We start from the raw sequence: 24,563 nt of genomic DNA, 5'->3' as shown, positions 1-24,563 counted from the left end.
GGTTTACTCCCCTTCCCCTGCCGGAATCCAGCCGCGCACCGTGTTGGCAACTGTGTCCCAGGTATTGACCAGGTTGTCGGCGAACGTCCCATTTCCGCCAAGCCCAACGACGAGAATGACGGCGGCAGCAGCGACCAGCAGGCCGAGTAACGCCCAGGCCCATGCGACACCGCTGGTGGATTCGACTGCGTAAAGATTCTCAATAACCGTAGAATCAACAACCTTGCGGCCGGCCTTCAAGCGAGCAAGCAACGCAGCCGGATCGGCATTCGCCGGGTCCGTGAGCATCCCGTCCAACTCCACCGGCTCGCCTACGGTGACAATCGTCTCCGCATCATGGAACGCAGCAAGCAAGATCGCGAGGTCTGTCGGCGAATCAGTCGCTGTTGGGAACGTCATCGCACCCACACCCAAATCTTGGATACGCTCCAAGCCAGGCGCATAACCGTCTGGGTCAGCCGGCAGAATCACCCGTGCTTCAGAACGCAAGTTCTCCGACGCGACATCCGCGGGGTCACCGACAATGAAATCAGCGGCATAACCCATCTCTGCCAGCGTGTTCGCGGCGCTTCCCACACCAATGATGACCGGGGTGTACTCCCGCATAAAGTTGCGGATGCCTGTCAGACGGCGCCGCGTGTCATCCCCTGGAGAGACAACAACGACCTTGCGGTCCGCCATCGCGTCGCCAAGTTCGGGTGCGCCGACACCGTCGATAAGCAACGGCGCTTCCGAGTGGATGAACTCAATGGTGTTGCCGAAATAGGCTTCCATGTTCTCCACGAGACCTTGCTGTGCCTCAGCGAAGGAGTTGTCCACCTGCTCACGTGTGACACGCTGTGCAACACCGACGTCTTTCCTTCCGACGGTGATCGTCCCCTCTGGCGTGACCGTGACCTTCTTGCCGTCGCGGATCTTCTCGCGAACAGCGGCGTCGGCCACTTCGAAGATCGGAACGTTGGCGTCGAGAAGCAAATGCGGACCGAACGTCGGTAAGGATCCAGTGCTGTACGGCGCAAGATTGATCACCGCAGCAGGACGGCGGGCAATGAGCTGCTCTGCTAAACGACGCTGCATGTCCGGCGCATCCACAATCGCAATATCGCCCTCATGCAGGCGAGCAAGGCCTTTGCCCCGCGGTGTGCAGTCGCGCAGCGTACCGCGCAATTCCTGCGCGGGCGCTTCCCCAGTTCCAACAGTCATAGCGACCATTGTGCAACGTTGACCTGCCAGAACTGTGGAGGCGCGCGGGCTACGCCCGCATTTCCTCCACTTCGCGCTGCGCACGCTTGAACAATTCTGCCGCGTGGGCACGCCCTGTATCCGAATCATCAAGGCCCGCCATCATGCGCGCGAGCTCCTCAATCCGCTGCTCGTCAGTCAGATTGCCCACACCCGACGTCACCGCCTCGTCGCCCACGTCCTTTGACACATGCAGGTGCGTGTTCGCATACGCCGCAACCTGGGGCAGGTGCGTAACGACGATGACCTGATGCCTCAACGCCAACCTCGCCAAACGGCGCCCAATCTCCACCGCAGCACGTCCACCGACACCAGCGTCCACCTCATCAAAGACCAGCGTGCCGCCCGCCGACGACTCCGAAAGGATCACCTCAAGTGCCAGCATGACTCGTGAGAGCTCACCACCAGATGCGCTCGTGGCCAACGGCTTTGGCTCCAACGCGCTGTTCGGTGCGAGCGTGATCTCCACAGCGTCCGCACCATCGCGGCCAAACTTGGCCTCCGCCAGCTCGACGCGCAGCTGCGCCTTCGGCATGGCAAGCCCGTGAAGCTCTTCCGTCACCGCCTCCCCGAGGTTTTTGGCAGCCTTGTTGCGTGCCTTGGTCAACGCTGCCGCTCGCTTTTTTAGTTCGGCTTCAAGATCAGCAACGCGGCGCTTCAGCTCGTCGATAGCTTCTTCTGACGTATCAATCTTGCTCAGCCGTTTCCCGGCCTTCTCTCGCCACGCCAACACACCCGCGATGTCCGGAGCATATTTTCGTGTGAGCCCCTTGAGTTCCTGTTGGCGCTGCAGAAGGCGCTCTAGCTCATCCGGGTCGGTCGGAAGATCTGCGGTGAAACTACCGAGTTCCGCAGACACATCCGCAAGCACACCGGCGACCTCCCCGAGGCGCACACCAAGCTCCCGTAACTCCTCGTCACTAGCTCCTACCAACGCCGCCTGCGCCCTGCCAACAAGGTCTGATGCAGCTTCTTCCGCCTCTGTGCTGTAGCCGCCGACGGCTTCAGCACCATCAATTGCCACCAGCGCGGTCTGGGCGGCCTCACGCAGCGCATCAACATCCTGAAGACGGTTAATGGTTGCAACGAGGTCGGCATCTTCGCCGTCTACGGGTGCAACTGCGTCGATTTCCTCGATTGCAAACCGCAGCCGGTCCATCTCCTGTGCCAACTCAAGGCGTTTCTCGGTGCGGTCCTTCAGATCTTTCGATGCCTCGCGCCACTGGACATAAACATCGCGATAGGAGGAAAGCTTCTGAGCGATCGCCGGGTCGAACCGGTCCAACGCCGCCAGCTGCTGTTCCGGCGCGAGAAGCCTCAACTGGTCGTTCTGGCCATGAATCGTGAGCAGATGCCCAGCAAGATCACCCAGTGTCGCGGCCGGAACCTTTCGGCCTCCTAGGTGAGCGCTCGATCGCCCCGTCGCTTTCACAGCACGTGAGACGACGTATTCGCCGTTTTCATCAGGCCCTGCACCAGCGCCCTCTGCAATCGCATGCACGGCGGACAATGTCGATTCCGGCAGATCTGCGATGCTGAGCGCGCCTTCCACCACAGCTTCCTGCGCCCCGGTTCGCACTCGGGAGGCATCAGCGCGGCCTCCTGTCAGCAGCCGCAAGCCGGTGACAACCATGGTCTTACCTGCACCGGTTTCACCGGTGAGCACCGTCAACCCAGGAGCAAGCTCCGCTGAGGCATGACGGATCACGCCCAGGTTCGAAATCGCGATCTCTGCGAGCACTCTGCCTCCCTACGCATCAACGCCGCGTACACCACGACCCGTCCGCGGGCCGCGCCAGCCGGACACCGGCAGCCGGAACTTATCCACCAGCCTGTCGGTGAACGGTTTGTCGTCCAAGCGTACCCACCGCACCGGACGCGACCCCCTACTTACTTCAACCCTCGAACCAGGAGGCACCGGGATGCGACGGAACCCATCCATTACCGCCATGGCACTCGACGTCGTGTGTTCTGACTCCACAGCAACCGTCGAGCGCGGCGAGACAACAAGTGGCTTTGCAAACAACGCATGTGCGTTATTCGGCACCACCAGCAACGCATCGAGTTCTGGCCACATCACCGGACCGCCAGCAGAAAACGCATAGGCTGTGGATCCGGTCGGCGTGGCCACCAGTACGCCATCGCAGCCAAACGACGACACAGGCCGAAAATCAACCTCCAACGTGGCATCAAGCACCCGGGTACGGTCCAGATTCTCCACGCTGCATTCATTCAGCGCCCAATCCGTCCCAACAACCTGCCCCTCTTGGTCGATGACTGCCACGTCGATGGTCATTCTGTCGACAACGCGGTACGTCTTATCGACGACCTGCCTCACCGACTCCTCAAGACTCTCCGCGTCACCTTCTGCGAGGAACCCGACATGTCCGAGGTTGACTCCCAACACCGGAATATCCTGCGCCCGGGCATGCTCTGCGGCGCGCAGAAATGTTCCATCTCCGCCGAGCACCAGCACCAGCTCGCAGCCAAGCGCCGCATTGTCGTCAGCAGCGGCACGTGTCAGCCCACTGAGCACCGGATGCGTCTCAATCGCATCCATCTGTTCCTGTTCAAGCAACCGCACCGTAATGCCGGCTTCCTGGAGCATCTCCGCAGCCCTCGCTGCGGACGCGATATTCGACTCGCGGAACAAGTGCGGAACCAACAAGATCTCACGCTCAGCCGTCATTGCGGCCCCTCCTTCACGGCCTTTTGGACTGCGGCGGCGAGGGAATCGTCGTCAAGCATTGCCTCGCCTCCATCCTTTACAAGCCACAGGAAGTACTCCACGTTACCGCTCGGCCCTGGCAGAGGCGACGCAGCCACCCCACGCACGCTGAGCCCCAGCCCCTGTGCGAACTGGGCGACATCCACAGTGACTTCTTCGCGCAACTCCTGTGAACGGACAACGCCACCAGAGCCTAAACGGTCCTTGCCAACCTCAAATTGAGGCTTGACCATCGGCAACAAGTCAGCGCCATCCTCAAGACATTCCACCAGTGCCGGCAACACCAGCTTCAACGAGATGAAAGACAGGTCCCCGACCATCAGGTCCGCGAGTCCACCCATCATGTCCGGCGTCAGGTTTCGGATATTCGTCCGATCGAGCACCCGCACCCGCGGATCGTTCTGCAAGCGCCACACGAGCTGACCGTAGCCAACGTCCACGGCAACAACCTCACGTGCGCCGTTTCTGAGCAACACGTCTGTAAACCCACCTGTCGACGCGCCAGCATCCAGCGCCCTACGCCCTTCGACGCTCAGGCCACGTGGCCCGAAGGCTTCCAACGCTCCAAGTAACTTGTGCGCGCCACGAGACGCCCAGTCATCAATGTCCTCGACATTGACGCGTATCGACGCCTCTGGCTCTACCACCGTCGCAGGCTTCGACGCCACAAACCCACCGACCTCGACACGGCCCTCCTTGATCCACGTTTGAGCCTGCTCGCGCGAACGTGCAATCTTGCGGCGCACAAGCTCTGCATCCAAACGCCTCCGTTTGGGCGGCATTAGCTGTTCCTTTCTTGCAACGCATGCCCCAGTACCGCATGCGCGCGCGTCAGTGCGTCAACCTCATCGGCAAGCGATTCAGTATCTTCCGCGAGAATCGCTTCAAACTGTGACGTGACCTCCTCAGGCGTTGTATGCGGCGCCCGCGGATCCCTGGGCATGGGTGGCTTCATGTCACCACCACTGAGCTGTAGCAGCTTCAGCAGCCTCTGAGTTGGGCCGCACAAACTCCGGTGGAGTCTCCATATGCCACGCGACCTCCAAAACCGTGCGCAAGGCCTGAATCGGTGTCGCACCATCCTTGCCGTAGCTCAAAATGATGTCGTTACCGTCGATTCGCGCAGCGAAACCGCCCTGCGGTCCCGGGAGCAAAACCTCTGGGTTCTCGTTGAGTCCGCGCATATCCTCCGCGATAAACGTCGGTCGCTGCTCCTTGGGCGCCTCCATGAGCGCCAACGGGCCAGAAACACCGGTAAGCACGTGCAGCGACGGAATCCCCGCCGCAACGCCACCTGCAATATCAGTATCTAGCCTGTCTCCCACGGCAAGCGGACGCTTCGCATTCATGCGTTCAGCGGCCTGAATGAACATCGCCGGCCCCGGCTTGCCCGCGCTTTCCGGAGTCACACCTGTCGCCGATGTCACCGCAGCAACCATCGAACCATTGCCGATCATCAACCCACGTTCCATTGGCAAAGACGTATCCAGGTTTGACGCAAGATAGATTGCGCCCCGCTGAATTGCCAACGCAGCTTCCGACAACTGCACCCAACCGGTCCCCGGGTTGTGGCCGTGCAGCACCGCCTTCGGATTCGCATCTGCACTATCGACGACGACGTAACCCGCTTCGTCGACAAGCTGCTTAAACGACGGCGCGCCAACCACAAGAACAGGATCTCCGGGGGCGAGGTGCGCCTCAGCCATCGACAACGCAGCCTGTGCTGAAGTGATCACGTCTTCGGTCTTCGTATCGAGGCCAATCTTGCCCAGCATCGCAGCCACATCCGCTGCGCTACGCGACGCATTGTTCGTCACATACATAGCCGGAATCCCCGACGCCGTAATGGCCTCTACAGCGTTTGGAATCGCCACTCCGCCATTCCACACAGTGCCGTCGAGGTCAAGCAGGAGAGCGTCGTAGTTATCCTTCAGCGCCATTGTCTAGTCCAATTCTGCGGCGCGCTCCGCCGCATCCGTGAAACCATCCGTATCAATCTTCGCAGCGTGTTCAAACCACGTCTTGGCCTCACCACGCTGGCCAGTCGCAAGAAGGGCATCAGCATATGCGTAGGAAAGACGCACTTGCTCAAATCCCTGCGAATCCAAAGAAGGATTCATGCGCTGCAGCGTCGCAAGTGCAGAATCGTGCTGACCGAGATCATGGCGTGCGCCGGCAAGCACAATCGCCAATTCGATCTTCCCCGCTTCGTCCAATTCATTAGCTTCAGGGCTACGACCAAGTTCAAGCGCCTTCTGAGGTCGGCCCAAGCCACGCTCCGCATCAGCCATCACAGCTAGCAGCCCCGGGCCACCAGACATCCGCCGCGCCGCACGAAGTTCTGAAAGCGCTTCCTTCCACTCACCAGCGCGATATGCAACTACGCCAGCAGTCTCACGGACAACGCCGACACGACCAGCACGGTTCTTCGCGGCGCGGGCGTGCTCAAGTGCGAGCTTCGGATCGTCTTCCAGGAGATCAGTAGCCATCAGCATGTGCTGTGCAACGCGTTCCGCATTGTCCTTGGAAAGCACCTTGAGGTCCTGCAGCACAGACGGGTCAAGGTCGTTAATATCCAGGCCCGACGGCAAGTCAGGTTCGCGCTCCTTCTGAGCCATCCGTTCCTCGCGGTATCCCTCACGATATGGGTTCGAGCGATCGTGGCGGACACGGTTGTCCTGCCCGCCGTGGCCCGGGCGGCCGCCCTTACCGTGGGGCTTGCCACGGCCGCGGCCACCACCGTGACCGCCGCGTTTGTTGTCGCCGCGTGCTCCACCGTAGCGATCCTCGCGACGTCCGCGCTCTCCGTCGCCAAATTCACGACGACCACGAGACTGCCCGCGGTTATTCCTACCGCGACGGTCTCCGCCACCACCATAAGAACGTTGACGTCCCTGGTTATCTCCGTTGCCGGCCTCTGCCATGGAATCCCTCCAATTCGTATCCAAGCCATTATAGGGATGCTCAACACAGTTATGCTGATCCCCCTCAGCCGAGCGGACTTGGCGAGCATTCGACTCCGTAATGGGCTATCAAGGATTCGTTCTCCGCATTGCGGTTACGTCCCTCTCCTGGCTGTGCTGTATGCAAAACCCGACGTCATATCTTTCGCTGACTTGGGCAGAGTGTAAAACGCTGCGGCCGTGAAGCTTCATTTTGCATTTACGACTGTGTGCTGGTGGCTTTAGTCGAGTCTTCGGTGGCGTGAAGTCGCTTCGCTCCGCATTGCGGACAAGTGGGTAGACACCAACTATTTCCTTGTATCGGCTGGGCTACTTTTCCAAGAGCGCTGACAAGAGCGCCGCCGCTGGCATCGACTCCGTGCTCCACATTGCGGACTAATGGGTGTACGCCAACTATGCAGTGGCATAGTCAGGCACGCAATGTTTCTGACTCTGTATTGCGGTCTGGTGGGTGTGCACCAATGCTGCTGTTGTCGGCGACAACAATCATGTGGGTATGCGCAAAAACACCCGTAGGTGAAACCGGTTGGGTTTAGTTTCGTCTACGGGTGTTTGTGTGTGAAGTTGTTGGGTCGGCGGTAACCTACTCTCCCACTCCCTCCCGGGAGCAGTACCATCGGCGCGGGCGGGCTTAGCTTCCGGGTTCGGAATGGGACCGGGCGTTTCCCCGCCGCTATCAACCACCGACACATCTATAGGGGTTCATAGAGTGTCCATGTGTCGTGGACTGTATTGAGATGTCATTGTGACAATTTTGGGTGTGTTGTGTCAGTGACTGCATAGTGGACGCGAACAGTGTTTCGTTTTGTGTTTGGTTTGTTGAAAAACCGGGTGTTGGTTTGTTTGGTGTATTAGTACCGGTCGCCTCCACACATTGCTGTGCTTCCAGTTCCGGCCTATCAACCCAGTCGTCTTCTGGGAACCTCAAATGAAACCTCATCTTAAAACAGGCTTCCCGCTTAGATGCTTTCAGCGGTTATCCCTTCCGTACGTAGCCAACCAGCTGTGCTCCTGGCGGAACAACTGGCACACCAGAGGTACGTCCGTCCCGGTCCTCTCGTACTAGGGACAGCTTTTTTCAAGTTTCAACGCGCGCGGCGGATAGAGACCGAACTGTCTCACGACGTTCTGAACCCAGCTCGCGTGCCGCTTTAATGGGCGAACAGCCCAACCCTTGGGACCTACTCCAGCCCCAGGATGCGACGAGCCGACATCGAGGTGCCAAACCATCCCGTCGATATGGACTCTTGGGGAAGATCAGCCTGTTATCCCCGGGGTACCTTTTATCCGTTGAGCGACACCACATCCACAAGTAGGTGCCGGATCACTAGTCCCGACTTTCGTCCCTGCTCGACTTGTAAGTCTCGCAGTCAAGCTCCCTTGTGCACTTACACTCTAAACACCTGATTGCCAACCAGGCTGAGGGAACCTTTGGGCGCCTCCGTTACATTTTGGGAGGCAACCGCCCCAGTTAAACTACCCACCAGGCACTGTCCCCAACCCAGATCATGGGCCAAGGTTAGATATCCACTACGGTCAGAGTGGTATTTCAACAACGACTCCACAACCACTGGCGTGGCCGCTTCAACGTCTCCCACCTATCCTACACAAACCGCACCGAATGCCAATACCAAGCTATAGTGAAGGTCCCGGGGTCTTTTCGTCCTGCCGCGCGTAACGAGCATCTTTACTCGTAGTGCAATTTCACCGGGTCTGTGGTTGAGACAGCAGGGGAGTCGTTACGCCATTCGTGCAGGTCGGAACTTACCCGACAAGGAATTTCGCTACCTTAGGATGGTTATAGTTACCACCGCCGTTTACTGGGGCTTAAATTCTCCGCTTCGGACACAATGTCCTAACAGGTCCTCTTAACCTTCCAGCACCGGGCAGGCGTCAGTCCGTATACATCAACTTCATCGTCTTCGCACGGACCTGTGTTTTTGATAAACAGTCGCTCCCCTCTATTCTCTGCGACCCACGCCAGCAACCACGATCGCATAGATCGGGCACCAGTTTGGGTCCCCCTTCTCCCGAAGTTACGGGGGTAATTTGCCGAGTTCCTTAACCACAGTTCTCCCGACCGCCTGAGTATTCTCTACTTGACTACCTGTGTCGGTTTCGGGTACGGGCCGTATACACACATCGCTAGAGGCTTTTCTCGGCAGTAGAGGATCACCAACATCACCCATATATGGGCTACGCATCACGCCTCACACTATTGACAGCCGCGTTTGACATGCTGTCGTGCCACACGCTTGCACCGCAATCCAATAAGCGGCTTGGCTACCTTGCTGCGTCACCCCATCACTGACCTACAACGGATCAGGCCCCACGCATCACCACCAACCACACATCAAAGATGTGCATGTCGGCGGATCTGGGTGGTTAGTATCACCGCTTCGATACTGGGCGCGTATATACGGGTACGGGAATATCAACCCGTTGACCATCGACTACGCCTGTCGGCCTCGCCTTAGGACCCGACTCACCCTGGGAAGACGAACTTGACCCAGGAACCCTTAGTCATTCGGCGGATACGATTCTCACGTATCATTCGTTACTCATGCCTGCATTCTCACTCGCGTGCAGTCCACCGCTTCTTCCGATACGGCTTCACCCCACACACGACGCTCCCCTACCCATAGTAAAAACTATGCCGCGGCTTCGGCGGTGTGCTTGAGCCCCACTACATTGTCGGCGCAGAACCACTCGACCAGTGAGCTATTACGCACTCTTTCAAGGATGGCTGCTTCTAAGCCAACCTCCTGGCTGTCTTCGCGATCCCACATCCTTTTCCACTTAGCACACCCTTAGGGGCCTTAACCGGCGATCTGGGCTGTTTCCCTCTCGACTATGAAGCTTATCCCCCACAGTCTCACTGCAATGCTCAAACTTCACCGGCATTCGGAGTTTGGCTGACGTCACTAAGATGATAGTCCCGCTCGGCCATCCAGTAGCTCTACCTCCGGTAAGCACACATCACGCTGCACCTAAATGCATTTCGGGGAGAACCAGCTATCACGGAGTTTGATTGGCCTTTCACCCCTACCCACAGCTCATCCCCTCAGTTTTCAACCTAAGTGGGTTCGCGCCTCCACAACCTCTTACAGCTGCTTCACACTGGCCATGGGTAGATCACCCCGCTTCGGGTCCAGGACATGCCACTTGACACCCTCTTAGGATTCGCTTTCGCTACGACTACCCCACATAACGGGTTAACCTCGCGACATGCCGCTGACTCGCAGGCTCATTCTTCAAAAGGCACGCCATCACACACAAACGGTGCTCTGACGGATTGTAAGCGCATGGTTTCAGGAACTCTTTCACTCCCCTCCCGGGGTACTTTTCACCATTCCCTCACGGTACTATTCACTATCGGTCACACTGGGTATTTAGGCTTACCGGGTGGTCCCGGCAGATTCACAGCAGATTTCACGAGCCCGCTGCTACTCGGGGAAAACATGATCAGACAACATATGCAACGCCTTCACGTACGGGGCTAATCACCCGCTCCGGCACGCCATCCCAGACGTTTCCGCTAACGCACACACACCATCTTGCGGTCAGGTAGCCCGCAACGATCACACCCCACAACACCGCACACGCAACCCCTACCCAGGTATCACACGCACACGGTTTAGCCTCATCCGCTATCGCTCGCCACTACACACGGAATCACAAATTGTTTTCTTCTCCTGTGGGTACTGAGATGTTTCACTTCCCCACGTCACCTCCACACAGGCTATGCATTCACCTGCAGGTAACACCACACAACTGGTGTTGGGTTTCCCCATTCGGACATCCTCGGATCAACGCACTGTTGGCAACTCCCCGAGGCTTAACGCAGCCTCACACGTCCTTCATCGGCCCAGCATGCCAAGGCATCCACCATACGCCCGTAACACAAAACAACAATTACGGTCGCTACAAAAACTGCAGACAACTCAACAAACAAAAATTACACAAAAGAACAAGATGCTCGCGTCCACTATACAGTTCTCACACAACACACACCCCACGAAGACCAACCACCACAACAGATGATCAACCAACAATGGAATGCCACAAAAAGGAACACACAATGTTGCCCCAGACACCCAACAGCATGCCAACACACCATCATTTTCATTGCTGCATACACACACTTGATATCCATGCACCCAAGCGTGCACACCCCACAACCACACCCCATACTCACATAAGCATGATGATCATGGTTGGGTGTGTCTCCACCCGGACATTTTTAAAACAAACTGGTGGCAGTACCACACTCGGATACTCAACCACCACACCCACAACTGTGGGCGAAAAATAAAAGCTCCTTAGAAAGGAGGTGATCCAGCCGCACCTTCCGGTACGGCTACCTTGTTACGACTTCGTCCCAATCGCCGATCCCACCTTCGACAGCTCCCATGACAGGCCACTGGCTTCGGGTGTTACCAACTTTCATGACGTGACGGGCGGTGTGTACAAGGCCCGGGAACGTATTCACCGCAGCGTTGCTGATCTGCGATTACTAGCGACTCCGACTTCATGGGGTCGAGTTGCAGACCCCAATCCGAACTAAGGCCGGCTTTCAGCGATTAGCACACCCTCACAGGCTCGCAAACGCGTTGTACCGACCATTGTAGCATGTGTGAAGCCCTGGACATAAGGGGCATGATGATTTGACGTCATCCCCACCTTCCTCCGAGTTAACCCCGGCAGTCTCTCATGAGTCCCCACCATCACGTGCTGGCAACATAAGACAAGGGTTGCGCTCGTTGCGGGACTTAACCCAACATCTCACGACACGAGCTGACGACAACCATGCACCACCTGTACACCAACCACAAAGGGAAACCGTATCTCTACGGCGATCTGGTGTATGTCAAGCCCAGGTAAGGTTCTTCGCGTTGCATCGAATTAATCCACATGCTCCGCCGCTTGTGCGGGCCCCCGTCAATTCCTTTGAGTTTTAGCCTTGCGGCCGTACTCCCCAGGCGGGGCGCTTAATGCGTTAGCTACGGCACGAACCCCGTGGAAGGGACTCACACCTAGCGCCCACCGTTTACGGCATGGACTACCAGGGTATCTAATCCTGTTCGCTCCCCATGCTTTCGCTCCTCAGCGTCAGTTACTGCCCAGAGACCTGCCTTCGCCATCGGTGTTCCTCCTGATATCTGCGCATTCCACCGCTACACCAGGAATTCCAGTCTCCCCTACAGCACTCAAGTTATGCCCGTATCGCCTGCAGTCCCGCAGTTAAGCTGCGGGCTTACACAAACGACGCGACAAACCACCTACGAGCTCTTTACGCCCAGTAATTCCGGACAACGCTCGCACCCTACGTATTACCGCGGCTGCTGGCACGTAGTTAGCCGGTGCTTCTTCTCTAGGTACCGTCACTTGCGCTTCGTCCCTAGCGAAAGGAGTTTACAACCCGAAGGCCGTCATCCCCCACGCGGCGTCGCTGCATCAGGCTTGCGCCCATTGTGCAATATTCCCCACTGCTGCCTCCCGTAGGAGTCTGGGCCGTATCTCAGTCCCAATGTGGCCGTACACCCTCTCAGGCCGGCTACCCGTCGACGCCTTGGTAGGCCATTACCCCACCAACAAGCTGATAGGCCGCGAGCTCATCCCACACCGAAAAAACTTTCCACCACAACCTCCAAGAAGTGGTCCTATCCGGTATTAGACCCAGTTTCCCAGGCTTATCCCGAAGTGCGGGGCAGATCACCCACGTGTTACTCACCCGTTCGCCACTCGAGTACCCAAGCAAGCTTGGGCCTTTCCGTTCGACTTGCATGTGTTAAGCACGCCGCCAGCGTTCATCCTGAGCCAGGATCAAACTCTCCACAAAAAATGTTTCAGCAGAAACAGGCCGTGAAAAGCCCAATACCCAACCAAAAACAAACCAACCAACACCACAAACAGATGCTGGACTGGCAAAATAAAATCCAAAAATTACCGGAAGCCAAAAAACTTCCAACCAACCCCCACCCTGACGGGGCAAAAACAAGGGTTGGCAACATGCATCATGCACTCACAAAAATGAAGCACACCACACAGATGATCAGGCAATCAATGGTTCACCCAACCACCACCGGCACACACCAAACAAGGCATGCACACCATGGCACACAACACCAAGCACACAACAACAAAAAATGCATTGGCACACTATCGAGTTCTCAAACAACACCAGCACACCCAACTACCACAACTTTCAAAGTCACGGCCGTCTAAGCGGCGGAACCAGAGACTACAACACAACGTAAACCAAAGTCAAACCCAAGTTCAACCAGCGTTTACCTTGAACACGTAACCTCATGAAATTAACTTGTTCCCTCTCGCCAGCCCCTCAAGGCCGCTCGAAGCAACGGATGAAGATATAACCACGAACTCGCAAACAACACAAACACCCAGGCAGATGGTGGTTTCTGCCTGGGTGGTGTCGTCGATAAGCAGTTGCTTATGCGCGCTTAGCGCCTGCGAAGTTCTTCTTGCCTCGGCGCAGGACCAGCCATGTGCCGTGGAGGAAATCCTGGTCAGACGGCGCCCACGCCTCGTCTTCGACGCGCTCGTTGTTCACGTACACGCCACCTTCCTTGATGGAGCGGCGCGCTGCACCCTTCGACTCTGCAAGACCAGCACCGACGAGAAGCTCCACGATATCCGTGGTTTCGCCGGCTGGGATCTCAAAGACAGAGGTTTCAGAGACTGCCGATGCGAGGGTCTTCTCGTCGAGGTCAGTAAGTTCTGCGCGACCGAACAGAGCTTGCGATGCGAGTTCGACAGCCTCACGGGCTTCCTTGCCGTGGACCAGATCGGTCATCTCCTGCGCCAAGCGACGCTGGGCTTCACGCTTGAATGGGCGCTCCGCCACTTCGGTCTCCAGGCGGTTGAGCTCTTCCTGGTCAAGGAAGGTGAACCAACGCAGGTAACGGATGACATCGGCGTCCGCAGTGTTTACGAAGTACTGGTACCAGGTGTACGGACTGGTCATCTCGGGATCCAGCCACAGCGAGCCGCCACCAGTGGACTTGCCGAACTTCTTACCTTCGGAATCCGTCACCAGCGGAACGGTCAACGCGTGAACCTGCTCGCCGTCCATACGACGATTCAGGTCAACGCCCGCAACGAGGTTGCCCCACTGATCGCCGCCGCCAACCTGCAGCACGCAATTGTGGTTGCGGCGCAGCTGCACGTAGTCATTCGCCTGCAGCAGCATGTAGGAAAACTCGGTGTAAGAAATGCCGTCGTTCTCCAGACGACGCTTCACCGTGTCGCGGCCGAGCATCGTGGACAGCGAGAAGTGCTTGCCCACATCACGCAGGAACTCGATAACGCCAAGGTCTTTAATCCAGTCGTTGTTGTTGACCAGGCGTGCTGCATTGTCGCCATCAAAGTGCACGAAGCGCTTGAGCTGGCCGCTGATCCGGTCCGCCCAATCACGGACGGTGTCCGCGGAGTTCATAGAACGCTCCCCCACATCGCGGGGGTCACCGATCATGCCGGTAGCGCCACCAGCAAGCACGATCGGTGTGTGGCCTGCTTCTTGGAAGCGGCGCAGCATGAGCAGCGGAACGAGGTGGCCGGCGTGCAGCGAGGGACCAGTCGGGTCGAAGCCGCAGTACAGCACGATCGGCTGCTCGGTTTCCTTCCGCAGTGCGTCGAGGTCCGTGGACTGGTTGATCAGCCCGCGCCACTCAAGCTCATCAATGATGTTTTTGCTCATTGGGTTTTTCTCCGTCTTCTACTTTGCCGAGATGTATGGCTCTGCTTCGTCGATGAGCAGAACTGGGATGCCGTCGTCAATGCGATAGGCAATGCCGAGGCGTTCGTTGACCAGCAGCTCCCGCTCTTGGTCATACTCCAGCGTTCCCTTGTCTTTGGGACACGCGAGGACGTTAAGAAGCTTCGGATCCAGACTCATGCTTTCGGATCGTACCCGCTGCCTCCGTGGTAGCTGTCGTCGAGTCCGGGCAACTCACCGAGCTCTTGACGCAGGAACTGCGCTTGTGAATCCATGGCGCGCAGATTGTCGTCCAAAATCCCCTGCTGCACCCGCTCAGCAGCGCGAGTGAGCGTGGTTAAAGAGTCCACAACCACGCTCACCGCAGACTTGTCTCGGTACTGAGGGGCATCAAGGTACGTATCGACGACCTCCGGGTAGTACACATTGACTACATTCCACATCGTCTGCCGGTGCTTAGGCGTCGGCTCGAGGTGTTCCCACTCGGACAATACGAACTTGGAGGCTTTTTCAAACGCTCGCGCCTGCATCATCACCTGACGTGGTGGCTTCGCCGATTCCAACCGATCAGTCGTTTGCCGCAGCGCATTCTCGAGAACTTGCGACGTGGGCAGGGTTGGTGCTGCTGGAAGTTCCTTGGTTTTCCGGGACGGCGCAAGAGCCGCGCCGGCGCCATACGCGGCCGCCGCGGCGACCGGCCAGAACAGTCCGATACCTACCGCAATATGAACCACAACCACGAGGGTGGCCAGCACCAACCCAAGCTGGTTCTTGGGTGAGGCGAAATACCGGGCTGCTTTTCCCGCAGACGAATTATTGGAATCCACGAATCTCCTTAAAGGCAGCAGCCAGGTCGCCACCAAGCGCGTCAAACACCTCACCACCGGTGAGATCTGCAAGTGCTTGCATCTCTATCGCATTAGCATCGCCGTACAAGATAACGAACACAGGCACGTTACGCAGCTGTTCTGGCAATGCTTCATACTGCCTCTTGAATTCGACATAGTCTGGGGCAACGGTGCTTTCACCATCACTCAGCAAAACTATCGACGGAATACCTCCGTTCGGGTCCGTATTCCTCAATGCCTTCAGCAAGGTTTCATACACCGCGGTTCCGCCCTCAGCCTGGAGACCATCGACGAAGTCAGATAGTTTTTCAGCAGACTTCGGATCTTCCCGGGAGAAGCGAACTGTCAACGGTTCGTGTGGTGCGAAATCAAAGGCTTGCAACGTGACGGTTTCCCGGTCGCGTAGGGAGACGTCACCGGTGAGTGTTGAAGCGGAGCCGTCGATAAGCGAGTGCATGATGCTTTTCAGCGACGCCAACCGCTGCCCTTCCATCGACCCGGAAGTATCTAGCACAAACGTTGTTCGGCCTGGTTTGCGGTAGGAGTTGTCGTACGCATAAAGCAGCTCATCGACGACTCCCTCGTTGGCTGGGAACGGCAGCTCGATGACGTGTTGGTTGGCTATCTCCACCGGCACGTTATCCACGCCGGTCACAGGCCTGCGATAGGTCTGAGCGATGTCCTCTTGGTGTTCCAGGAGCCAGCGCGACAGCTCTTCTACCCGACCCCGCGCGTCTGCATGCGCAGGGTTAGCCAGTGCCGATAACGGGTAATCTGCGGAAATCACGCCATCGGCGGGGACAACAACCTCAATAGGCACACCTTGGGCCTTTAGCTGGTGAAGTGTTGCTTCGTAGTTGATGATGCCATCGCCTCGGGACGAATCATTGACAAACGTCTCAGCCAGCCACCCGGAAGAACCGGAAACCATAGATTGCGCTTCGAACATTTCCTTGAGCTGTGGCCCAACGCGCTCCAAGTCAGTAGGGGAAATCGCATCGCCGGTGTCTGCGAGCGCAGTCGCCACCGAGACGAGTGCGGAGAATCCCGAGTTCGAGGCTTGCGGGTTGGTCATCCCGAACGTGAACTTGCCGCTTGCGGCAGCGTCGGCAAACTCGGCCCAGGTGGGCTGCTTGGTGTCCCAGCCGAGACGCTTTGCGCTGTCCTCCCATACACCGAACGCGACGGGGCTTGTGGCAATCTTTGTCTCACCGTCCAACTTGTCGGAGGCGCCGATCAGGTTGACGTAGCGGTTCGTAGCAAACCATGTGGCATCCACTTCCCCATCGAAACCTCCCTGTTTGAGCGTTTGGGAGTTTTCTAAAGTTCCGCCGGGGAACTGCATGTCGATAGTGAAGCCGAGCTCCTCTGCTGCACGATCAACCAATTCTTCGAGGTCTTTGAGCTCGGTTGCAGCGACAATGGTCAGATCGGCATTACCGCTGGGCCCTGCGCCGGATGTATCAGGAGTATTGGAAGTGCCTTCTTCGAAAGTGCTACACGCGACGAGCACCAGAGACATGAACGCAGCAAGCGCCGCGACGAGGCGATTCATTATTCCTCCTCCTTCACCGGTGCGGGTGCTCCGCCATAGCGTTGACCGACACCGTCGATGAGTTGTTCAAGCCTGTCGTAGGAGGGTGGGTCGATGGAATTGACGTAATCCGCAGGCGCATCGAGCCCTCGATCCTCCATCTCTTGGGCCAGGTTGCCTGAGGTCGCGGGCCGGAATCCGTGGTACGCGGCCAGCCTTTGTAGCTCGGGGTCGTTGGTGAGCAGACGACCGAGTTCTCTACCGCCCTCGCTCACCCCGACGATGCCGTGGTTAGCCAGCACTGTCGGACTGAGTTGCAGCAGCACCATATCGTCGCGGATTCGGGAATTATCTCGCATCTGCTCACCAATGAACTGTGCTTCGTACACCATCACCATCGGTACCGCTCCCATGCCTTGGCTGAGGTAGTCCGCAAAAGGGCCAGAGGATGAGGCTTCGCTGTATCCCTGAGCGGTGAAGAAGGGCGCGATCTCGTCGACAAGAAAACCAACGTCATTGGCGCGATCGGGTTCTCGCTGTGCTACCTCCCACGCCAACAGCGACAGATACATCGCGGCGGAGTTTGAGGTGCGGATATCTGTCGAGCGGACCTGTACATTGCGTGGCGACGGAAACGCGTCCCCGAGGTCGCGCCATCGTTTTCCGGAGCGGGCCAAGTCCATGTACTTGTTCACGTCCAGTGTGTAAGCGCCGTTCTGCTCAGCCACGACTCCCTCAGCTACCAGTAGATCCGCAATCGGCTTCCAGCTCGCTACCGCCATCGGGGAGAAAAACGGGAAATCCACCGAGTAGCCACTGCCCTGTTCGCGCACCTTTTGCGTGGCAGGCCCGGAAGACGGGAAAACGAAATCTTGTGCGGCAATATCCGTGGTGGTAGCTATCTGGCGGGACCCCGCTGTTGTCACGCTGACGCTGTAGCCCAACGCTGCAAGTCTGTCCTTGACCTGGGGGTCTTCAAAGAAAGCCCGCTTTTCAGAGCCGATCACTCCGTGGAGTTGCTGCACGTCTCCATGAGACTGGCGATTTGATTCAGCGCCACTGTCTTTTTCGTCGCCATCACTGCCAAAGGGAAGAAGCCCCCGGCCTAACGCAACTGCGGCGATGACCACTGCAATAAAAATGAGGCCAAGCACCACGGAGACTGACCGTCCCCGGGGCTTGGCTTCATAGGTATTTGGCGCATCCATATCCCAATGCTAAAGGGAAACTCTGAACTGCGCTCTGCGAACGTGTATTTACTTCTTCCGAACTGGCTGCTCTGCCCACTGACGCGCAGCCTTGTTCGCTTCGCGGACACGCTCCCGCTGCTCCACCACACGCGGTTTCGCAGTACCGCCGCGGGTATCGCGGGATGCGACCGCCCCATCGACAGTAAGTACCTCGCGCACTTCGGGGAGCAGACGCTTATCGACGCCCGCTAGCTCCTCATCCGTCAGATCCACGAGATCGACACCACGGGATTCTGCGATGCGAACGCAGGCTCCCGAAGCCTCGTGTGCTTCGCGGAATGGAACGCCCTGGCGCACCATCCATTCGGCAAGGTCGGTGGCCAATGTGAACCCTGCTGGAGCCAGTTCGCGCATGCGGTCTTCGTGGAACGTCAACGTGGAAACCAGTCCAGTGAACGCCGGCAGGAGGATGGAGAGCTGCGTGACCGAGTCGACCAACGGCTCCTTGTCTTCCTGAAGGTCACGGTTGTACGCCAGCGGCATAGCCTTCAGCGTGGCGAGCAAACCGGAAAGGTTACCGATCAAGCGACCAGCCTTGCCGCGGGCAAGTTCCGGAACGTCCGGGTTCTTCTTCTGCGGCATGATCGACGAGCCGGTCGACCACGCGTCATGCAGCGTGACGTAACCGAACTCTGGCGTGGACCACGCGATGATCTCTTCGGCGAAACGAGAGATATCAATCGCAATCTGTGCCAGGACGTACGCGGATTCTGCAGCAAAGTCGCGCGAGGAGGTGCCGTCGAGCGAGTTGTCGGTTGCCGAATCGAAACCAAGCTCCTCTGCGATCGCCTCTGGGTCGAGGTGCAGCGACGAACCAGCCAGCGCTCCGGAACCGTACGGCGAGACTGCCAGTCGCTTGTCGGCATCCTTGATCCGGTCCAGGTCTCGCAGCAGCGGCTGGGCATGCGCCAACAGCGAGTGCGCAAGCAGGATCGGCTGTGCTGCCTGGAAGTGGGTCTTGCCAGGCATGATCGCGTCTGGGTGGGCTTCCGCCTGTGCGACGATCGCGTCGATCAGATCGCTGACATCGAGTGCGACACCCCGCAGGGCATCGCGCAGCCACATCCGGAACATGGCCGCAACCTGGTCGTTGCGGGAACGTCCAGCACGCAGGCGACCACCGATCTCGGGCCCGACACGGTCGATGAGTCCACGCTCCATCGCACCATGGACATCCTCATCGGTCGGCAGCGGACCGAACGAGCCGTCGGCAACGTCGCGGCCGAGTTGGTCCAGGCCGTCGAGCATGACGGCAAGGTCGTCGTCGCTAAGCAAACCTGCCTTGTTCAGCACCTTCGCGTGTGCCTTGGATGCGAGCACATCGTATGGCGCAAGCACCCAGTCAAAATGGGTAGACACGGACAGGGCGAACATGGCTTCCGACGGGCCGCCGGAAAAACGACCGCCCCAGAGCGCACCTTCGTTTGTCTTGTGCTGCTCCATTTACTTGCCGGCCTCGCGGTCGCGCTTGTTCGCGATCTGGGAGGACAGACCGTGCAAACGCACGAAGCCCTTGGCCAGGGTCTGGTCGAAGGTATCGCCGGTGTCGTAGGTAGCCAGGTTGAAGTCGTACAGCGAGTGGTTGGAACGACGGCCGTTGACCGTGATCTGGCCAGCGTGCAGGACCATGCGGATATCGCCGGTGACGTGCTCCTGGGTGGACTCGATGAACGCATCCAGGGAGCGCTTCAGCGGGCCGAACCAGAGGCCGTCGTACACCTCCTCGGACCAGCGTGCATCGATAAGACGCTTGTAGCGAGCCAACTCGCGCTCAACGGTGACGTCCTCAAGAGCCTTGTGAGCGGTGATCAGCGCGACGGCGCCCGGCGCTTCGTAGACCTCGCGGGACTTGATGCCAACCAGACGGTCCTCAACCATGTCGAGACGGCCAACACCCTGGGCACCTGCGCGACGGTTCATCTCTTCGATTGCTTCGAGGACCGTGACCTTACGGCCGTCGATGGCCACCGGCTTGCCGGACTCGAAGGAGATGATGACCTCGTCCGGAGCGTTGCCGAGCGCCGGGTCCTCGGTGTAGGCGTAGAGGTCCTTTGTCGGCGGGTTCCACAGATCCTCAAGGAAGCCGGTCTCAACTGCGCGGCCCCACACGTTCTGGTCGATGGAGAACGGCGACGCGGCAGACTGCTCAATCGGCAAGTTCTTGCCCTCTGCGTACTCGATGGCCTTATCGCGGGTCCAGGCATAGTCACGAGCCGGAGCGATGATCTCCAGGTCCGGATCCTGGTTCAGGAATCCGACCTCGAAACGAACCTGGTCGTTGCCCTTGCCGGTGCAGCCGTGGGCGACGTGGGTGCCGCCGTACTTGTGACCAGCCTCAACGAGATGCTTGACAATCAGCGGGCGCGAAATCGCGGAAACCAGCGGGTACTCGCCCTGGTACATACCGTTTGCCTTGATGGTGGGCAGGCAATACTCCTCGGCGAACTCATCCTTGGCGTCCACAACAATGGACTCCACTGCACCGCAGTCCAATGCGCGCTGGCGCACTGATTCCATGTCCTCGCCGCCCTGTCCAAGGTCGAGGGAGACCGCGATCACTTCACCGCCGGTCATTTCAGCCAGGTACGGGATAGCAACGGACGTGTCCAAACCGCCTGAATATGCAAGAACAACGCGATTAGTCATGGTAGAACGATTCTCCTTCGAAAGATTTCATGAATAGTATGAGGTTACCTGCAGGGTAAAACTTTTTAGTCGCTGCCCCGGGCGTGTCCGCCGAAGAGTTCCACGGCAAGTTCTACGCCGGTGAGCGGTTCGCGTGCAAGAACAAAAATTGTGTCGTCGCCAGCAATGCAGCCGACAACCTGGTCGAGGCCTACGCGGTCAATGTAGCTGGCCAGGTACTGCGCCGCACCTGGGGGCGTGCGCAGCAGTGCAAGTTGACCCGAGCCATCCGCGGATACGACCAACTCGTCGATCATGCGGCGGAGCTTCTCACGGGGGCCAGTCTGCGCGTTTTCAAAACCATCGGCATCGCCGTTGATCGTGTAGTAGGCACGGCCGCCGCCAGATGGGCGGATCTTCTTCGCACCAAGTTCATCCAAGTCCCTCGACAGGGTCGCCTGCGTAATGTCGATGCCTTCTGCGAGCAGCAGCTCTGACAGCTGAATCTGCGAGGAAACACGAGTCTGCTCAAGCAACTCGAGGATCCGTGCTTGGCGTGCGGTACGGGATACAGGTTGGGACATTATTGGTGCTCCAGAAGCCAGGTCAGCAACGCTTTCTGCGCATGTAAACGGTTTTCAGCCTCGTCGAAGACGCGCGACTGCGGGCCATCAATGACCTCCGCGGCGACCTCGTTCCCGCGGTACGCGGGAAGGCAATGCAAGAATATTGCATCGTTTGCCGCGCGCGCCATCAGGTCCGCATCAACCTGGTAGGGCAAGAACGGTGTGCGACGATCCTTGCCATCTTCTTCCATGCCCATCGAGATCCAGGTGTCGGTGATCACGACGTTCGCGTCTTCAGCAGCTGCAACATCATCAGTCACGGTGACACGGGCGCCGGTTTCTGCGGCGCGCTTCTCGGCACGCTCGACAAACTCGGCACGCGGCTGGAATTCCTTGGGCGCGATAACAGTGATGTCCATCCCCGCTGTAGCGAAACCGATCAGGTACGAGTTAGCCATGTTGTTGTCACCGTCGCCGAGGTACACCGCTTTCAGCCCCTTCAGGCCAGCGGCGCCTTCCTCGGGGCAGAACTCCTCGATGATGGTTTGCAGGTCCGCCAGGATCTGGCATGGGTGCAGGTCATCGGTAAGTGCATTGACCACAGGAACGGTGGCTGCCTCAGCCATGTCCACGAGGTTCTGGTGATCGTAGGTGCGCCACACAATTGCCTGTACGTAGCGGGACAGTACGGCACCGGTGTCCTGGAAAGATTCGCCCTTACCCATCTGCGCGTGCCCAGTCTCAGTCACAATCGCCTGACCGCCAAGTTGCGCAATACCAGCGTCGAATGAGAACCGCGTACGTGTCGAGGTCTTGTCAAACAGTACTGCCACTGAAAGCGGCCCTTCCAACGGCCGGTGCGACAACGGTGCCTTTTTCAGCTCCGCTGCGAGTGCAAGGACTTCAGCCTGTTCTGCTGGGGTGAGATCGTCGTCTGCGAGAAAATGACGAGCCATTGATCTAGTTCCTTTCTGCGGCTTGTGCGATTGCGGCTGCGAGACGCTCAACCGCCTGCTGGATCTCGTTGTCGCTAATTACCAGGGGTGGGGTGAGTCGGATGACGGTGTCGGACGGCGCGTTCAGAATGACGCCGTGTTCGAGCCCATGCTTGACGACGAGCTTCGCAACCGGTTGCTCCAGCACAACGCCGAGCATCAGGCCCCGGCCGCGCACTTCCGCGACGCCGGGAACGTCCGTGGTTTCGTCGATAAGCACTGCTGCTTTGCGACGAACATTGGCCAGGAACCCATCGTCAATCGTGTCCAGCACCGCGTTGGCCGCAGCACATGCGACGGGGTTGCCACCGAAGGTTGTGCCGTGGCTGCCCGGAGTGAACAGTGTCGCGGCTTTACCGCGGGCTATCGTCGCGCCGATGGGCAGTCCCCCGCCGAGACCTTTGGCCATGGTGATGACATCCGGCACGACCTCTGCGTCTTCGAAGGCGAAGAAGGTGCCGGTGCGGCCGACTCCGGTTTGGACCTCGTCGGTGATGAAGAGAATGCCGTGCTCGTCGCAAAGCGAGCGCACCGCCTGCAAGAAGCCTTCGGGCGCCGGGATGACGCCGGTTTCGCCCTGAATCGGCTCCAAGATGATGGCGGCAGTATCGGTAGGGTTCTGCTCAACCAGAGCCGTCAGCGCATCAATGTCGCCATACGGGTAGAACTCCACGCCGGCGGGCAATGGCGCGAACGGGGCCTGCTTCTCTGGCTGTCCGGTCAGCGCGAGCGAGCCCATGGTGCGGCCGTGGAAACCATGCTCGGCTGCGAGGATGCGCCCCCGACCAGTGAGACGGGCAAGCTTAAACGCGGCCTCATTGGCCTCTGCGCCGGAGTTACTGAAAAACACACGGGCGGTCTCGTCGCCGACGCGTGCGCGCAGCTTCTCCGCTACTTCAACCACCGGATGGGAACCAAACAGGTTAGATACGTGACCGAGAGTGGCCACCTGCTGCGACACCGCCTGCACGATGGCTGGGTTGGCATGTCCCAACGCGTTCACGGCGATGCCTGCGAGCATGTCGATGTACGTTTTCCCGTCGGCATCGGTGACGGTAGCGCCATCGCCAGCGACGAGTTCAACCGGCGGGGCTGGGTACGTGTCTAGCAGTGACTCCGACCAGCGTGTAGCGAAGTTGCTCATGCCTCATCCTTCCTAAAGATTGTGCCGTCTGGGTAGTGGGTGCGGTCGTAATCGTCTGGAAGCACCATCGTGCCCACACCACCCATGGTCAGTAGTTCGAGAAGCACTGAGTGGGCCACACGACCATCAATAACGTGTGCCGCTTTCACCCCGCCCTGGACCGCGGTCAGGCAAGCTTCCATCTTCGGGATCATCCCGGTGTCTAGGCCCGGCAGCATCTTCTCAAGCTCGGCCGCCTCGATCTTGGACAAAAGCGAATCGCGGTTGGGCCAATCGGTGTAAAGGCCCTCCACGTTGGTGAGAACTACGAGGCGTTCCGCGCCGATCGCAGCTGCCAGCGCGCCTGCGGCTTCGTCAGCGTTGATGTTGTAGACCTCGCCGTTTTCGCCCGGAGCGATGCCAGAGACGACCGGGATACGGCCGGCGTCGATGATGTCCATCACCGCTGCCGGATTCACGTCGGTGATGGTGCCGACCAGCCCGATATCGACGAGCTCACCTTCCACTTCGACCTGGCGGCGCTTGGCCGTGAACAAGCCGGCATCCTCTCCTGAGGTGCCTACCGCGTACGGGCCGTGGGAATTGATCTTGCCCAGAAGATCTCGGCCCACCTGCCCGAACAGCACCATGCGCACGACATCCAGGATTTCCGGCGTGGTGACACGGAACCCGCCGACGAACTCGCCGCCGTCGAGGCCCAAACGCTTGAGCATCGCGCTGATCTGCGGCCCGCCGCCATGTACGACCACGGGCTTCGCGCCCACAGTGCGCAGAAACACCATGTCTGCGGCGAACGCCGCCTTGAGGTCTTCATCAATCATGGCGTTACCGCCGTACTTCACCACCACAATCTTGTCGCGGTAGTGCTGCAGCCACGGCAGGGCTTCAGCGAGGACGGTGGCGCGCTGTTCACTCGTTAGATTAGGCATC

The 24,563-nt window shown here is 58.7% G+C and carries 19 protein-coding genes and 3 rRNA genes; 1 reads left to right on the top strand and 21 read right to left on the bottom strand.

All coding sequences use genetic code 11. From position 1 onward, the window contains the following. Positions 1-3: 3 nt before the first annotated feature. The 10 genes from steA to CCOY_RS06110 all read right to left on the bottom strand — a co-directional run bounded on the left by steA (position 4) and on the right by CCOY_RS06110 (position 12,775). Complete coding sequence (gene steA, locus CCOY_RS06155) at positions 4-1,212, bottom strand: putative cytokinetic ring protein SteA (protein WP_092102479.1); 1,209 nt, start codon at positions 1,210-1,212, stop codon at positions 4-6. A gap of 40 nt (positions 1,213-1,252) precedes the next feature. Next, complete coding sequence (recN, locus tag CCOY_RS06150; protein ID WP_092102476.1) at positions 1,253-2,983, bottom strand: DNA repair protein RecN; 1,731 nt, start codon at positions 2,981-2,983, stop codon at positions 1,253-1,255. Between the two features lie 9 nt (positions 2,984-2,992). Beyond that, the gene (locus CCOY_RS06145; protein WP_070451574.1) at positions 2,993-3,931 is read right to left on the bottom strand and encodes an NAD kinase; all 939 of its coding nucleotides are present in this window, start codon (positions 3,929-3,931) and stop codon (positions 2,993-2,995) included. Next, positions 3,928-4,752 carry a TlyA family RNA methyltransferase gene (locus tag CCOY_RS06140; RefSeq protein ID WP_070423228.1) on the bottom strand — a complete coding sequence of 275 codons (825 nt, stop codon included), beginning with the start codon at positions 4,750-4,752 and terminating at the stop codon, positions 3,928-3,930. Before CCOY_RS06140 ends, CCOY_RS06145 begins: the two co-directional genes overlap by 4 nt. After that, positions 4,752-4,925, bottom strand: coding sequence for a hypothetical protein (locus tag CCOY_RS06135; RefSeq protein ID WP_167594521.1), 174 nt, complete (start codon positions 4,923-4,925; stop codon positions 4,752-4,754). Before CCOY_RS06135 ends, CCOY_RS06140 begins: the two co-directional genes overlap by 1 nt. Before the next feature lies 1 nt (position 4,926). Then, the gene (locus CCOY_RS06130; RefSeq protein WP_092102473.1) at positions 4,927-5,910 is read right to left on the bottom strand and encodes an HAD-IIA family hydrolase; all 984 of its coding nucleotides are present in this window, start codon (positions 5,908-5,910) and stop codon (positions 4,927-4,929) included. Positions 5,911-5,913: 3 nt separating this feature from the next. Further along, positions 5,914-6,894, bottom strand: coding sequence for a hypothetical protein (locus tag CCOY_RS06125; RefSeq protein WP_083279532.1), 981 nt, complete (start codon positions 6,892-6,894; stop codon positions 5,914-5,916). A 609-nt stretch (positions 6,895-7,503) separates the two neighbouring features. After that, positions 7,504-7,621, bottom strand: a 5S ribosomal RNA gene (gene rrf, locus CCOY_RS06120). A gap of 142 nt (positions 7,622-7,763) precedes the next feature. After that, a 23S ribosomal RNA gene (locus CCOY_RS06115) occupies positions 7,764-10,847 on the bottom strand. A 412-nt stretch (positions 10,848-11,259) separates the two neighbouring features. After that, a 16S ribosomal RNA gene (locus CCOY_RS06110) occupies positions 11,260-12,775 on the bottom strand. Together the 16S, 23S and 5S rRNA genes form the textbook arrangement of a ribosomal RNA operon. A gap of 2 nt (positions 12,776-12,777) precedes the next feature. Here CCOY_RS06110 and CCOY_RS06105 point away from each other — a divergent pair. Then, positions 12,778-13,161, top strand: coding sequence for a hypothetical protein (locus CCOY_RS06105; protein WP_143028478.1), 384 nt, complete (start codon positions 12,778-12,780; stop codon positions 13,159-13,161). A 226-nt stretch (positions 13,162-13,387) separates the two neighbouring features. On the opposite strand, the gene tyrS is transcribed toward CCOY_RS06105, so the two are convergent. From tyrS to argB, 11 genes are all read right to left on the bottom strand, one after another. Further along, positions 13,388-14,653: a tyrosine--tRNA ligase gene (tyrS, locus tag CCOY_RS06100; protein WP_070422900.1), complete on the bottom strand. Its 1,266-nt coding sequence runs from the start codon at positions 14,651-14,653 to the stop codon at positions 13,388-13,390. An 18-nt stretch (positions 14,654-14,671) separates the two neighbouring features. Further along, on the bottom strand, positions 14,672-14,851 hold the full coding sequence (locus CCOY_RS06095; RefSeq protein ID WP_070422901.1) for a Trm112 family protein: 180 nt from the start codon (positions 14,849-14,851) through the stop codon (positions 14,672-14,674). Next, complete coding sequence (locus tag CCOY_RS06090) at positions 14,848-15,498, bottom strand: hypothetical protein (protein WP_070422902.1); 651 nt, start codon at positions 15,496-15,498, stop codon at positions 14,848-14,850. Before CCOY_RS06090 ends, CCOY_RS06095 begins: the two co-directional genes overlap by 4 nt. Continuing rightward, positions 15,485-17,074 (bottom strand): VWA domain-containing protein, encoded by a 1,590-nt coding sequence (locus CCOY_RS06085; protein WP_070449945.1) that lies wholly within the window; start codon positions 17,072-17,074, stop codon positions 15,485-15,487. Before CCOY_RS06085 ends, CCOY_RS06090 begins: the two co-directional genes overlap by 14 nt. After that, complete coding sequence (locus CCOY_RS06080; protein ID WP_070569199.1) at positions 17,074-18,261, bottom strand: hypothetical protein; 1,188 nt, start codon at positions 18,259-18,261, stop codon at positions 17,074-17,076. The genes CCOY_RS06085 and CCOY_RS06080 overlap by 1 nt, the downstream gene beginning before the upstream one ends. A 48-nt stretch (positions 18,262-18,309) precedes the next feature. Continuing rightward, the gene (gene argH / locus CCOY_RS06075) at positions 18,310-19,746 is read right to left on the bottom strand and encodes an argininosuccinate lyase (RefSeq protein ID WP_070422905.1); all 1,437 of its coding nucleotides are present in this window, start codon (positions 19,744-19,746) and stop codon (positions 18,310-18,312) included. After that, positions 19,747-20,949 carry an argininosuccinate synthase gene (locus tag CCOY_RS06070; RefSeq protein WP_070422906.1) on the bottom strand — a complete coding sequence of 401 codons (1,203 nt, stop codon included), beginning with the start codon at positions 20,947-20,949 and terminating at the stop codon, positions 19,747-19,749. It lies immediately after the preceding gene. A 65-nt stretch (positions 20,950-21,014) separates the two neighbouring features. Continuing rightward, positions 21,015-21,512: an arginine repressor gene (locus tag CCOY_RS06065; protein ID WP_070449951.1), complete on the bottom strand. Its 498-nt coding sequence runs from the start codon at positions 21,510-21,512 to the stop codon at positions 21,015-21,017. Next, positions 21,512-22,450: an ornithine carbamoyltransferase gene (gene argF, locus CCOY_RS06060; RefSeq protein WP_070422908.1), complete on the bottom strand. Its 939-nt coding sequence runs from the start codon at positions 22,448-22,450 to the stop codon at positions 21,512-21,514. The genes CCOY_RS06065 and argF overlap by 1 nt, the downstream gene beginning before the upstream one ends. Positions 22,451-22,454: 4 nt before the next feature. Further along, positions 22,455-23,633, bottom strand: coding sequence for an acetylornithine transaminase (locus CCOY_RS06055; RefSeq protein ID WP_092102470.1), 1,179 nt, complete (start codon positions 23,631-23,633; stop codon positions 22,455-22,457). Further along, positions 23,630-24,562: an acetylglutamate kinase gene (argB, locus tag CCOY_RS06050; RefSeq protein ID WP_371326033.1), complete on the bottom strand. Its 933-nt coding sequence runs from the start codon at positions 24,560-24,562 to the stop codon at positions 23,630-23,632. The genes CCOY_RS06055 and argB overlap by 4 nt, the downstream gene beginning before the upstream one ends. Between the last annotated feature and the right edge of the window lies 1 nt (position 24,563).

The sequence above is a fragment of the Corynebacterium coyleae genome, assembly GCF_030408635.1.
GTDB lineage: Bacteria > Actinomycetota > Actinomycetes > Mycobacteriales > Mycobacteriaceae > Corynebacterium > Corynebacterium coyleae.
Note: the sequence above shows the minus strand (reverse complement) of the source record. Positions and strands in the feature narration are given on the sequence as shown.